A 13,527-nucleotide genomic window follows, 5' to 3' on the forward strand; every position below is an offset into this window, starting at 1 on the left:
GCACGAGGACCCACGACCATGACCGCACGAACCGCTGCCCTTCCCGTCGCCCTCTTCGCCACCGCCGGCATTTCACTGAGCCTAGCCGCCACCGCCCACGCCCAGTCCTGCGAAATCGACTTGATCTTCCCCGACCAAGCGATCACGCTGCCGGACTCGGGCTCCAGAGACGCAAAGGTCGCCGACATCGACGGCGATGGCGACCTCGATATCATTGCGTCGGGGCCAGCCATCGTGGTCCATCTCAACGACGGCCACGGCAACTTCACCCGGCTCCCCGAGGCCCTCGTAAGCGACGACTTTGCCGAGCGGCTCGACATCGCCGACATGGACGGCGACGGGCTGCTCGATCTCGCGGTGGTCCGCCGGACGGCATCCTTTATACGCTTCATCGATATCCATCTCGGCAACGGCGATGGCACCTTCGTGCCAACCCCCGCCCGCTCGCTGACCGACGGAGAGCCCTTCCGCATGGAGCTCGTTGACATCGACCTCGATGGCGATATCGATGTCGTCGCCGGGTCGACCTCTGGCGAGGCGCTGGTCTACCGAAACGCCGGCGGCCTGAACTTCCCCTCGCTCTTGAGCATCCGGACCGACGCGCTTCCCCTCTCGCAGTTTTTCGTGCGCGACCTCGATGGCGACGAACTGCCCGAGATCGTGCTGGCCAATCCGACCCAGGGCCTGCTCGCCTTCCTCGAGAACAGGGGCTCGGGAGTCTTCGATGCACCAGTCTCGGTCGTGCTGGGCAGGATGGCCGACATGGTCTTGGAAGACTTCAATGGCGACGGCCACCTCGACATCGCGTTTGCGCCGAATGTCACGGTTGGGTTGGACATCCACCTGAACGACGGCGCCGGGAACTTCGCCGCGCCCATTAGGTACCCGGGCGGGCCCTTCTTCAGCCTCACCGCCTTTGACGTCGATGGCGACGGCGACAACGACATCCTCGGGTCCATCGGGAACGTTCCCTTGCCGCTCACGATCGTCTGCCGCAACGACGGTGCGGGCGGGTTCGCGGAGCAGTCCATGGGCCTTGACGATTCGGCGGCGGGCCAGCAGGACTACATCGGCGGCGCCGACCTCACCGGCGATGGCTCGCCCGACCTGTTCGCGCATGTTCGCAATGCTTTGGCCATCACACGCAACTTCTGCTCGGCCGCGCCCGTCATCACCCAGCAGCCCGTGTCGACCCTTGTCGACGCCGGTGGCAACGCCGGGTTCTCCGTCCGCGTCTCGGTTGTCCTCCCATCCACGACCTTCCAATGGCGCCGTGACGGCGCCCCGCTGACCGATGGCTCGGGCATCGCCGGCGCCACGACGCCGGATCTGACCATCAACAGCGTCCGGGGCAGCGACGAGGGCTTCTATGACTGCGTCGTCACCAGCATCGGCGGCGAGCGCACGAGCAACGTTGCGCTGCTCGCCGTCAGCGGCGGCGGCAGCGATTGCCCAGCCGACTTCGACGGCGACGGCGCGCTGACCCTCTTCGACTTCCTGGTGTTCCAGAACGCCTTCGATGCGGGGTGCCCGTAAGTCGCTGGGCTTCATCACGTTCGCGAGCCCATTCGTTCCTAGCTGCACATTTCACAATGGGTACTGTGGGATGGCTGGTGGGTCGAGCCTTCATGCTCGTGCGCCCAGTTTGCGGGCGTGCACAGATTTCCTGACGCGTGCCTGCCCGAACGCTACCGTGATGCAGTGATCCGTGCCCGCCTTGGGCCAGATCAACCGTGGGGGTAGCATCATGATTCGGACAGTAAGACTGGCAGTCGTATCCAGCGGTCTCTGGCTGGTGGTGTGGTCGATGGGGTTCACGGTCTCCGCCGCGGCGGCCCAGGACTGCATGAAGGACCTCGGCACGCTGGGGGGAACGGGGTCGAACGCAACCGCTATTTCGGCCGACGGTTCCGTTGTCGTTGGGGGGGCGCGACTCCCTGCGGGCAGTGTCAACGCATATCGCTGGACGGCGGCTGGGGGCATGCAAGACCTTGGCACGCTGGGAGGATTCACCTCGGAAGCAACCGCTGTTTCAGCCGACGGAAGTGTGGTGGTCGGGCAATCATTGACCGTATCCGCCCAGCAAAACGCATTTCGTTGGACGGCTGTCGGAGGCATGCAAGACCTCGGCTCGCTTGGGGGGCGAACCACGAACGTTACAGCCGTATCCGACGACGGATCCACGCTGGTTGGACAGTCCAGCCTCGCTTCCGGCAGTCTCAAGGCCTTTCGCTGGACAGCCGGCGGGGGCATGCAGGACCTCGGCTCGCTGGGGGAGCCCGCCTCGTTTGCATTTGGTGTCTCGGCTAACGGAGCCGTCGTGGTTGGGGAGGCAAGCACCGCGCCAGCTACGTCCCATGCTTTTCGCTGGAACGTCGGCGGGGGCATGCAAGATCTTGGCACGCTGGGGGGAAGAAACTCGCGCGCTCTCGCTGTTTCGGCTGATGGTAGTGTGGTGGTGGGACGAGCACAGATAGCTTCGGGCAGTTTTCGCGCTTTTCGTTGGACGGCGGCCGGGGGCATGCAGGACCTGGGCACGCTGGGGGGAGACGAGTCTTTTCCTGAAGCTGTCTCAGCTGACGGAACCGTGGTGGTCGGGATAGCCAACATTGACGCGTCGGACACGTTCCATGCTTTTCGATGGACGGAGGCCGGGGGCATGGAAGACCTCGGCACGCTGGGCGGAGACTTCTCGTTTGCTACAGCTATTTCTGCCGACGGGTCCATCGTGGCCGGCAGGGCGCAGAACGGGTCCGGTAGCTTTCGCGCTTATCGATGGACGGCAGCCCAAGGCATGCAGGACCTCGGCACGCTTGGGGGAAGCTTCTCGCGCGCTGAGGGTATCTCGGCCGATGGATCCACAGTGATCGGGCAATCGCGCACCGCTGCCGGCAATGACCACGCCTTTCGCTGGGGCGGCGATTCGGACGGCGACGGGCTGCTGGACTGCTGGGAGACCGACGGCATGGACGTCGACGGCGACAGCAACGTCGACCTCGACCTGCCCGCGATGGGCGCGCGGGTCGATCGCAAGGACATCTTCGTCGAGGTCGACGCGATGGTCGATCGGGCGCCCACCCTCGCCGAGCTGCAAGGGGTCATCGACGCGTTCGATCAGGCGCCCGTGCCCGCGCCGGCCAGCGGCGGATCGGGCGGGGTCACGCTGCACATCATGATCGATGAGACAAACATCCGACGCGTGCCCTACCCCGCCGCGTTCACCGACTTCGACGTGACCAAGGCGGCCCACTACGGCACGGTCGCCGAGCGTGATAGCGACAACTGGGCGAATATCAAGGCGGCGCGCGACAAGGCCTTCCGCTACTGCATCTTTGCCGACACGTACGAAGGCAGCGACAGCTCGGGCCTGGCCGAGCAGCCCGGTAACGACTTCATGGTGACGCTTGGCAATTGGCCCACGGTTGGCGGAACGGCCGACCAGAAGGCGGGCACCTTCATGCACGAGCTGGGCCACACGCTGGGGCTCGACCACGGCGGCGGCGACGGCGTGCACTACAAGGCCAACTACTACTCGGTCATGAACTACCGCTGGCAGACCCCGCATACGAACTACGCGTCCCTGTGGCGGCTCGATTACTCGCGCGAGGAGCTCCCATCGCTCGACGAGACCGCGCTGGACGAGTCGACGAGCCTGGGCGCGACGCTGCCCGAGTACCGGAGCGTGCAGGTCCCGTTCACGACGCAGGCCGACACCTGGAAGTGGGCGGACTTCAAGGCCGGGTCGACCGTCGATTGGGACGGCGACGGCATGACACCGCCCATGCAGCCGCCCGTTGCCGCAGACATCAACCGCGAGAACCCCACCATTCCCGCCGGCACGCTGTCGACCCTGGCGGGGTTCAACGATTGGGCCAACCTCCGCTACCCGCTCTCGGGGCACCCCAACTTCGGCGACGGCCGGACCGCGACGACCATCGACGACGAGTTCGATCTCCTGGAGTTCGCCTCCAACGAGCAGATCCCACCCCCACCGTCGCGGTGCCGCGCCGACCTCGATGGCGACGGCGAGCTGACCATCTTTGACTTCCTCGAGTTCCAGAACCTCTTCGACACCGGCGACCCCCAGGCCGACTTCGACGGCGACGGCGAGTTGACGCTCTTCGACTTCCTGGCCTTCCAGAACGCGTTTGACGCCGGCTGCCCGTAGGACGCGATCGAGGGCACGAAGGGAACGGCTCCGGCGCTTGTCGGAGCCGTTTATCTCATTGCCTGGACCGCTCGCCTGCCTGCCCGAGCCCCTCCGTCGCTTCCCAGGACGAAGCCCGGGCCTGCCGGGGCCGCTGCGGTGGCTGCCGGAGGGGTTCTGGTGCCTCGGGGAAGGGCCCCGGAGGCTGGATCCATCGCTCTGGTCCCTCCGGGAAAGGCTCCGGAAGCTCCCGGGAAGGCTCCCATGGAAGCCCGGGACGCCGATGACCGTGCCCCGGGCCGGGGAGAAGCTGCCCCGGGGGGCGGGACACGTTCTTTTAGGGGTGAGACTCGGGCCTTAGCGGGCGTTGCCCGGTGGCCTCGACGGGGTGCCCGGTGGCCCGGGGGCGGTGCAGGGGCGCCTTGGCCCGTCGCCCGGTCGCCCGCGGCGGTTGCCCGGGGGCCCGCGGGCGGTCCCCGAGGACCCTCAACCCGGCTGAAGCCGGGCCCGGAACCGGCCGATGGTCTTCTGGGACGCGCATCGGAGCACCGAAGACCGCAGACCGGGAGGCCAGACGCCATGCCACGCCGAGCCAAGAAGGCCCAGGGCAAGTTCCTGGAGCAGATCCGCACCACCCTGGGCCAGTGGGACACGGCCGACCCATCTTCCTTCGGCCTGAACGACGCCCACGTCCAGCGGCTGAAGGACGATTACGAGAAGGCCGCGGCCGCCCACGCCCGCGCCGAGGAACTGCGCAACCAGCTCGCCAACGCCATGCGGACCAAGCGGGCGGCCATCGGCGACCTGCGGCGGACCTTCGGCGGGCTGAGCACGATCATCGACGGCATGGCCCGGACCATGCGCGACCCGTCGGTCTACACCAGGGCGGCCATCAAGCAGCCCAAGAAGAAGGGCCCGCTGCCCGGCCCCACCGCGCCCACGGGGCTCAAGATCAAGCCCAAGGAGAACGGCCAGCTCGAGCTGACTTTCCAGATCGTCGACAAGGGCCGCGGCAACCTGATGTACGAGGTCCGCCGGCGGTGCGAGTGGCTCGACGGGCGCGACTGGCAATGGGAGCCGGTAGCCGCGACGCCCAGGCGTAAGGTCGTCGACGAGAACGTGCCCAGCGGCCTGCGCGCGATCCGCTACCAGGTGCGCGCGAAGCGGACCAACGGCACGGTGGGCGAGTGGTCGGACGAGAAGATCTTCCCGTTCGGGTCGATCGGCAGTGCGACGGGGTCAGAGATGCCCAAGGCCAGCGCGGAGCCCAAGGCGGAGCCGAACGCAACTTCTCAGGCGGAGGCGCAGGTGGAGCGCAAGCAGGAACGCGACGCAGCCAAGAAGCCCTTGCATCGCGGGGCGGTTTCGGGTAGTCTGTGCTCCTGAAGGAGCACGCCGCCATGCAGCATCGCACGATCCACGCCCTGGTCGCCATCGGCGGCCTCACCCTCGCGCACGCGACGATCGCCCAGACCCAGCCCCCAACCGAGTGCGGCCACTGGCAGCCGCTGGTGGGCGGCCTGGCCGGCGGCTTCCCCACCGCCGCGGGCAACCGCATCAGCGAGATGGTCGTCTTCGACGCGGGCGATGGGCCGATGCTCTACGTCGCGGGCAACTTCGAGTCGATCATCGACCCCGTGCACGGCGAGGTCCGGGCGGTGGGGTTCGCCCGGCTCAACGGCGGCCGCTGGGAGCCGCTGCCGGGGCTGGATGCGCCGGGGCTCGAGCCCGACGGCCGGGGCATCACGCTGGAGGTGTGGGACGACGGCACGGGCGAGGCGCTCTACGTTGGCGGGCAGTTCACGCGGCTTGCCGGCATTGAGACCGGGGCCGTCGCGCGTTGGGATGGGCGTACATGGTCGGGGTTAGGCGAGGGATTGAACTTCAAGGCCATCGACCTGCACCCCCACCGCTTCGACGACGGCGAGATGCTCGTCGCGGGCGGCGAGTTCGTCGGCCCGGGCACGACGGAGTTCATCGCGGGCGTGCAGCGCTGGGATGGCTCGGCGTGGTTGCCCGTGGGCGACAACGCGCCGAGCGACGGCGCGGTGTTGAAGCTCGCGTCGTACGCGGGAGAGTTGTTCGCCTCGGGGACGTACATCCGGCTGGGTGAGGAACTCGGCGGCGGCATCGCCCGCTTCGATGGCGATGCGTGGTCGGTGCCGGCCGGGCCGGGGCAGGAGGTGCGCAGCCAGGAGTTCTGGCCGCTGGAGGTGGCCGAGTGGGAGGGGCGCAGCGTGCTGCTGGCCGGCGGGCGCTTCGCGATCTTGCAGGACGACAACATCATCGCCGGGCATCTCGCCCAGTGGGACGGCACGCGCTGGAGCGCCATCATCGACGACGACCGGCGGATCTTCCAGGTGCTCGACGTCACGGTCTTCGACGATGGACGCGGCGGATCGCTGTTCGTCGCGGGCAACAGGATCACGGACAGCTCGGGCGTCGGTGTGGTTCGCGATGGCGTGCTGCGTCCGATGCAGCCGGGCATCCGTGACTCGGGATGGGACCTCTTCGTGTTCGACGACGGCTCGGGCCCGGCCCTGCTGCTCGGCGGCGCATTCCGCAGCTTCTCGGGCGGGCCGAGCTATCTTGTCCGCTGGCAACCGGGCGAGCGCTGCAACCTGGACCTGACCGGCGACTGCCTCGCCGACGTCTACGACTTCCTGGAGCTGCAGAACCTGTTCGCCGCGGGCGACCCGGCCGCCGACATCGATGGCGACGGCGCGCTGACGATCTTCGATCTCCTGGCCTACCAGACGGCCTTCGAGGCGGGTTGCCCGTAGCGCAATCCAGGGCCCGGCCGCGCTCGCCATAGCCTGAGCCATGGCCGGCCGCACACCCCCACCGCTCGTCAGCGCCGCCCCCGGCGGGCTGGCGATCGACGTGGGCGGGCGCGAGCCGCTGGCCATGATCGACCCGTGGCGTCCCGCCAAGCTGGCGATCATCACGCACGCGCACGCGGACCACGCGTTCCGGGGGAGCGAGACGTACCTGTGCTCGGCGCCCGGCGCGGGCGTGCTGCGGACGCGGATGGGCAAGGACGCGGTGATCGAGGGGCACGCGTATGGCGAGCCGTTCCGGGTCGAGGGCGAGGGCGGCGCGGTCGAGGTCACGTTCTTCCCAGCCGGGCACGTGCTGGGGTCGGCCCAGGTCCGTGTGCGTGTTGTCGAGAGCAAACAACCGGCGGACGAGCGGACGTGGGTGGTGACGGGCGATTGCAACTTCACTTCTCGCGCTGAAGACCCCAACCCAACGTGCGCCCGCTTCCAGCCCGTGGCGTGCGACGTGCTGCTGATCGAGAGCACGTTTGGCCTGCCGATCTATCGGTGGCCAGACCCGCGCGAGGAGTTCGAGAAGCTGAACGACTGGTGGAAGTCCAACGCCGCGAACGGGCGGACGAGCATCGTGATGGCGTATGGCCTTGGAAAAGCGCAGCGGGTGCTGGCGGGGCTGGACCCCTCCATCGGGCCCATCGGCGTGCACGGGGCGATCGAGACGCTGCTGCCCGATTACAAGAACGAGGGCGTCGAGTTGCCCGAGGTGGTGCACACGACGCAGAAGGCGCGCAAGGGCCTGCGTGGCGTGGCCATGATCATCGCGCCGCCGGGCATCCTGGGCTCGCCCTGGCTACGGAGCTTCGGCTCGACGCGGACGAGCATGGCCAGCGGGTTCATGCTGGTGCGCGGGCGGCGGCGGTGGCGGTCGTTCGACCACGGCTGCGTCATCAGCGACCATGCGGACTGGCCGGGGCTCCTCGGCATCGTGGAGGCGAGCGGGGCGAAGTCGGTCGGCGTCACGCACGGCGCCAGCGAGCCGCTGGCACGCTATCTAGCCGAGACGCGGGGGCTGGATACCTTCGTCGTGCCGACGCGGTATCGGGGGGAGGCCGAGGAAGAAACGGCCAGCAACGACGCGGGCGAGGGCGAGTAGGTGCGCGCCTTCACCGAGCTCTACGACGCGATCGACGCGACGACCGCGACCAGTGAGAAGCTGGCGGCGATGGCGGGATACTTCAAGAGCGCGAGCCCGAGCGACGCGGCCATCGCGGCGTACTTCTTGAGCGGCCAGCGTGTGCTGCGGGCCGTGCCGACGAAGCTGCTGTACGAGCTGACCCTGGAAGTCACCGGGCTGCCCGGCTGGCTGGTGGACGCGAGCTATGCGTCGGTGGGCGACTTCAGCGAGACCATCGCGCTGCTGCTGCCCGAACCGGGCAAGGGGACGGACGCGTCGCTGACCGAGGTCTACGAGCGCTCGATCGTGCCGCTGGCCACCAGCGACGATGCGGCGCGCCGGGCGATCATCCTCGCCGCGTGGAAGGAAATGAACGCCCGGCAGCGCTACGTGTACCAGAAGCTCATCCGCGGCGGACTGCGTGTTGGCGTGCAGAAGAAGATGGTCGTGCGCGCCATCGCGATGGCGCACGATCTTGAGCCGGCGATCGTCGCGGCGAGGGTCAGCGGGCGGATGGACCCGACGGCCGAGTGGTACGAAATGGTCACGAGCGAGGACGCCGGCGAGGACATCGCAAGGCCGCTGCCGTTCTACCTGGCCCACCAGCTCGATGATCCGCCAGGCGAAGTCCTGGGCGACCGCGGCGAGTGGCTGGCCGAGTGGAAGTACGATGGCATCCGGGCCCAGTTGATTGTTCCACATGAAGGCCCGCCCATGCTCTGGTCACGCGGCGAGGAGGACGTGGGCGAGCAGTTCCCCGAGATATTGGCGGCCGCGCGTTCGCTCCCGGGCGGCACGGTGCTCGACGGCGAGATCCTGGGCTGGGAGGGCGACCGGCCGGCGCCGTTCGCGTTCCTGCAGACTCGCCTGAACCGCAAAGCGAAGACCGCCGGGCAGCTCCCGATGTTCGACGATCGCCGCATCGTGCTGCGCGCGTTCGATGTTTTGCGCTTCGAAGGCAGGGACGTGCGCGGCGCGACGCTGCGCGAGCGGCGGAACATCCTCGAGTACCTCGACCTGCCCGCCCCGACCATCGACGCGACCGCGCCGGTGGACGAGCCGACCTGGGAATCGCTCGCAGAGCTGCGCGAGCAGAGCCGCGAGCGAAGGGTCGAGGGGCTGATGCTCAAGCACCTGGACGGCTCCTACGGCATCGGCCGCACCAAGCCCGAGGGCGGCACCGGCTGGTGGAAGTGGAAGATCGGGCCCATGACCCTCGACGCCGTGCTCGTGATGGCCCAGCACGGCAGCGGACGAAGGGCGGGCCTGTACACCGACTACACGTTCGCGCTCTGGCACGAAGGGGAACTGGTGAACTTCGCCAAGGCGTACAGCGGGCTGACGAACGAGGAGATCGAACGTGTTGACAATTGGATCCGCCGCAACACGGTGCGGCGGGCCGGGCCGGTGCGCGAGGTCAGGCCCGAGCTGGTCTTCGAGCTTGGCTTCGAGGGCGTGCAGCCCTCGACCAGGCACAAGAGCGGGCTGGCGGTGCGGTTCCCGAGGATCCTGAAGTGGCGGGAGGATAAAAAGGCGGAAGAGGCGGACGGGCTGGAGGCGCTCAGGTTGCTGGCGGAGTTTTAGCCACCCTGCGTGAAGAGGGCCACGAACCAACGGATAATGACGCCGAATCCGGCCACGGCGCACACCACCAGGGCGGCCATCGCGAGCAGGCAGCCGGCGTGCAGGGCGCGGTCGCGCGCCGATGCGGCCGCGCCCCGGGCGGGCCGGGCACGTGGGCGGGGCAGCCCCAGTTCGGCCAATCGCTCTCGCACCGCCGGCGGCAGCCTCTCGGGTGGAACCGACTTCGCGACCGCGGGCAGCCGGCTGGCGATCACCGATGGCTCGGCGCGGCAATCTCGCACGAACTGATCGAGTGCCGCCAGGATTGCCTCGGGCTCGGACGAAGAATCGGAGACGCACAAGAACAGCCACCGCCCCGCTTCGAGTGGATCGCCCATTTCGAGGCTGATGTCGGCGATCTCGCGACACAGGGCTCGGTCGAAACCACATAAGGCAACGAGCGACGCGAGGCGCCGGCGGGCCGACCCAAGGTCGCCGCGCTCGCGGTCTTCGCGTGCTCGTTGGTGTGCTCCCACGCGAGTCCCTCTTTGAGTTCAGGACCGGGTCGCGACTGGCTGGTCTGCCAACCGTCGCAGCGTCCACCAACCGTCGTAGGCAATCGCGACCCCGCAGAGGAACGTCGCGACCGCCGCCACCCAGAGCGGGTACTCGAGCACGCCCACGCCGGAGACCTGCCCTTCCCGCAGCCACTGGAGCGCGAACTCGCCGTAGTACATGATCAGGACCAGCGGCGTGTAGACCAGCATGAGCTGGATGCCGAGGTCGTAGCGGTACGCCGCCTCACCCCTGGGCGTGTCTCTGCGGATCGGCCGGAACATCACCAAATACTACGGTTGTCGTTTAGGGGTCGTTTCGGGGTCCTCCCGATCGGATAGCATGCCGGCCCCTCTTTGCAGGCCGCCCGGACGCCTTGCCGATGGCTGGGCGGCGACAGGAGACCCCATGAGCCAAACGCCTACCCAGACGTCCAGCCAGGTGCCCAGCCACGCGTCCAAGAGAATGACCGAGGGCGAGGACGCCCCGCCCGGGCAGGCCCAGTACCCCCGCGTGCGGACGGCCGAGGAGGTCTTCGTCTCGCCCCGCGTGGTCGATCGGGTGGCCTTCGAGGACTATGCAGGGGCCCTGCGCAAGCTGCTGGCCGCCGCGACGACCGAGGGCGAGCATCTGCGCCGCACGGCCGTCGACGCCAGCCGCAGCCTTCGCGCCATCGGCGAGGTGTTGCCGGCCGTCGACAAGAAGCTGGCCAAGGCCGGTGAGATGCTCAGCACCCTCACGCAACGGCTGGAGAGCGCCGAGGCGACGGCCAAGCGGGCCGAGGCCGCCGCCGAGCGGGCCGTGACGGCCGAGCAGCGGATCAAGGACATGGACGACCGTGCCCGCCAGCGGATCTTCGAGGCCGGCAACGCGGCGATGGACGAGGCCGTCGGCCGCATCGAAGAAGTCGCCGAGAAGCGGGCCAAGGAGCTTGACGACCGCGGCGAGACGCTCACGACCTTCGTCGATCGCGGGCGCGCCGACCTGGCCGAGGCGCGGTCCAAGGCCGTCGAGGCGCTGCACAAGGCCGCCGAGCAGACGCGATCCGACGCCGACGCGGGGCTGCGGGCGATCAAGGATCAGGCGAGCGAGGCCCGAGAGCGGATCGCCGAGGACCACGCGAACGCGAGCCATGCCGTCGGGCAGGCGCGCAACGAATCGGTCGAGGCGATCGCCGCCGAGCGGCGCGAGGCCGAGGCTGCCATGAGCGAGCGCATCGCGACGCTCTCAGCGCGCCTGGAGGAACTCGTCGAACAGGCCGAGCGTCGACTGACCGGCGTGTTCGAGGAGCGCGACGAGCAGCTTACCGAGCAGGCCGTGGCCGTCAGCGAACGGGTCGAGGCAACCACCTCGCGCATGGACGAGATGCTGGAGGAAGCCCAGAAGCGGCTGACCGGGGTCATCGAGTCGGGCGACACGAAGGCCGGCGAGCGCGTCGAGGCGCTGGGCAAGCGCATCGCCGAGGAAGTCGAGCCCAAGCTGGCCGAAGCCGAGGCCAACGCGGACGCGGTGCTGGACCGCATCGAGAAGGCCGATACCCGCGCGCGAGGCGTGTTCGAACTCGATCTGGACGGCGTCGAGGCGCTGTGCGAGCGGGCCGAAAAGCTTCTACAGCAGACCGGCGCCGGGCAGGCCAAGCCGGACGAGGGCACGCTGGCGGCGGTGGCGGCCCAGGCCATGGCCGCGATGGAGCAGATGGACGACGTGGCGACTGCGGGCGAGCGAGCGCGGCGTCAGGCGGAAGAGAGCCGCAAGGCGCTGGGCGAGTCGATCGAGAGCGCGGGACTCTGGCTCGACCGATTGGTCGAGCAGCGAGACGGGCTGCAGCAGTCGATCTCGCTGGCCACCAAGCTGTGCGAGCAGGCCGAGGCACAGCTCACCCAGCGGCGGGCCGAACTCGACGAGGCCATGCGGGCCCCGGCCACCGAGGTCAAGCGGCACCTCGACGCGCTGAAGACGGCTTCGGAAGAGGCCGAGGCCAAGCGTGCTGCCTTGGCTGAGCTGATCGAAGAATCCGAGAAGCGCGCCGAGAAGAAGGCCAACGCCGCGGCGGACAAGGCGGCCGAGAAGGCGATCCACAAGGCCAAGATCGAGAGCGAGAAGCTGGACGCCAAGGCGATGCAAGCCCGCCAGGCGCTCGATCAGGCGTGGAAGACGCTCGAGACCAGGCTCAAGGGCGAGCTCAAGGAGAGCCTGACGGCCCTGAGCGCCGAGGCCCAGCGGGCCGAGCGAACGCGGCAGTCGCTCCGCGAAGACATCGAAGCGGCGCGGCAGGTCGAAAAAGAAACCCGGGCGGCCATCAGCAAGCCGGCGGCGCCAAGCAGCGTCGACCAGCTCAACAAGCTGGCCACACTCATGCAGGACCTGGCCGAGCGTACGGCGGGCAAGAAGCCCGCGGCGGTCGCAGTCGAAAAGCCCGCCAGCGAGCCCACGCCATCAGCCGCGGCGACGACCCCGGCCGAAGCCCCGGTCAAGAAGGTCACTAAGAAGACCGCGAAGAAAACGGCCAGGAAGACGACGACAACGAAGGCGACCACCGAGAAGGCGACCACCAAGAAGGCTGCGTCAAAGAAGACCGCGACGAAGAAGACCGGCGGCTAATCGTCGATCTGGGCCTCGATCGATCGAAGCAGGTTCTTCGCACGCTCGATGGCCTGCAAGCTGGTCGACTGCGCATCGCGCTCGGCCTCGGGCGACACGGCGCTACCCAGCGTGGGCGCGTTCACCTCGACGTTGCAATCGCTCGCTCGTACGGCAGCTTCGGCCAGGATGGTGGCGATCTTCAGGTCGCTGAGCAACCACTCGTTGGCGATGGGCGCCAGTTCCTCGAAGCCCTCGAGCAATCCGATGCACACGCGCTGAACGTCGAGGGGAATCTCGACGCACCGCTGCGCGGCCGAGGCCAGGTGCTCCCCCCGCGCCGGATCACCCTCATCAAGTCGCTGCAGCGCGTTCAACTCCGCGTAGGCAGCGGCATCGGCATCAGCGAGTTCCAGCAGCTTGCAGCTTGCGCCCGCGCACCGATCGGCGAGCATCTCGTGGGCCGGCGCGTGCTGGGCCAGGCTCTTCTTGCCCCGGCTGAAGGCGATGACCATGCCCGCCAGCGCCGCCGCCAGCGCCCCCGCGGCCCCGGCGACCGCGCCCCCGCCGGGCGCCGGACTCTTGGCCGCGATGGCCGAGAGGAGATCGCCCAGCGGCTGAGAACCGATGCTGGCATGGGTGGTACCGGTCGCGCGAGCAGGTGTGTTGGCCATGCAGCACTCTACTCACCCTGACGTGGCCCAACTGGGTGGCCCCGGCCGCCTGAAGCT

The 13,527-nt window shown here is 68.6% G+C and carries 10 protein-coding genes; 7 read left to right on the plus strand and 3 right to left on the minus strand.

Going from position 1 to position 13,527, the window contains the following annotated elements; all coding sequences use genetic code 11:
- Positions 1 to 18 precede the first annotated feature (18 nt).
- The 6 genes from RIE32_02540 to RIE32_02565 all read left to right on the plus strand — a co-directional run bounded on the left by RIE32_02540 (position 19) and on the right by RIE32_02565 (position 9,682).
- Positions 19 to 1,536: an FG-GAP-like repeat-containing protein gene (locus RIE32_02540; protein ID MEQ9095123.1), complete on the plus strand. Its 1,518-nt coding sequence runs from the start codon at positions 19 to 21 to the stop codon at positions 1,534 to 1,536.
- Positions 1,537 to 2,521: 985 nt separating this feature from the next.
- The gene (locus RIE32_02545; GenBank protein ID MEQ9095124.1) at positions 2,522 to 4,168 is read left to right on the plus strand and encodes a GC-type dockerin domain-anchored protein; all 1,647 of its coding nucleotides are present in this window, start codon (positions 2,522 to 2,524) and stop codon (positions 4,166 to 4,168) included.
- 558 nt (positions 4,169 to 4,726) lie between these two features.
- Positions 4,727 to 5,533, plus strand: a complete 807-nt coding sequence (locus tag RIE32_02550) for a hypothetical protein (protein MEQ9095125.1) — start codon at positions 4,727 to 4,729, stop codon at positions 5,531 to 5,533.
- Between the two features lie 14 nt (positions 5,534 to 5,547).
- Positions 5,548 to 6,930 (plus strand): GC-type dockerin domain-anchored protein, encoded by a 1,383-nt coding sequence (locus RIE32_02555; protein ID MEQ9095126.1) that lies wholly within the window; start codon positions 5,548 to 5,550, stop codon positions 6,928 to 6,930.
- 40 nt (positions 6,931 to 6,970) lie between these two features.
- A complete protein-coding gene (locus tag RIE32_02560; GenBank protein ID MEQ9095127.1) occupies positions 6,971 to 8,077 on the plus strand; it encodes a ligase-associated DNA damage response exonuclease in 1,107 nt (368 codons plus the stop codon).
- A complete protein-coding gene (locus tag RIE32_02565; protein ID MEQ9095128.1) occupies positions 8,078 to 9,682 on the plus strand; it encodes an ATP-dependent DNA ligase in 1,605 nt (534 codons plus the stop codon).
- On the opposite strand, the gene RIE32_02570 is transcribed toward RIE32_02565, so the two are convergent.
- Both RIE32_02570 and RIE32_02575 read right to left on the minus strand, forming a co-directional pair.
- A complete protein-coding gene (locus RIE32_02570; protein ID MEQ9095129.1) occupies positions 9,679 to 10,197 on the minus strand; it encodes a hypothetical protein in 519 nt (172 codons plus the stop codon). The two genes, RIE32_02565 and RIE32_02570, sit on opposite strands and share 4 nt — an antisense overlap.
- 18 nt (positions 10,198 to 10,215) lie before the next feature.
- The gene (locus tag RIE32_02575; protein MEQ9095130.1) at positions 10,216 to 10,500 is read right to left on the minus strand and encodes a hypothetical protein; all 285 of its coding nucleotides are present in this window, start codon (positions 10,498 to 10,500) and stop codon (positions 10,216 to 10,218) included.
- 124 nt (positions 10,501 to 10,624) lie between these two features.
- Between RIE32_02575 and RIE32_02580 the strand changes: the two genes are divergently transcribed.
- Positions 10,625 to 12,817 (plus strand): hypothetical protein, encoded by a 2,193-nt coding sequence (locus tag RIE32_02580; protein ID MEQ9095131.1) that lies wholly within the window; start codon positions 10,625 to 10,627, stop codon positions 12,815 to 12,817.
- Here RIE32_02580 and RIE32_02585 read toward each other — a convergent pair.
- Entirely contained in the window at positions 12,814 to 13,470 is a 657-nt protein-coding gene (locus RIE32_02585) for a cyclodeaminase/cyclohydrolase family protein (GenBank protein ID MEQ9095132.1), read from the minus strand. The two genes, RIE32_02580 and RIE32_02585, sit on opposite strands and share 4 nt — an antisense overlap.
- Between the last annotated feature and the right edge of the window lie 57 nt (positions 13,471 to 13,527).

The sequence above is a fragment of the Phycisphaerales bacterium genome (assembly GCA_040221175.1).
Classification (GTDB): Bacteria; Planctomycetota; Phycisphaerae; order Phycisphaerales; family UBA1924; genus JAHCJI01.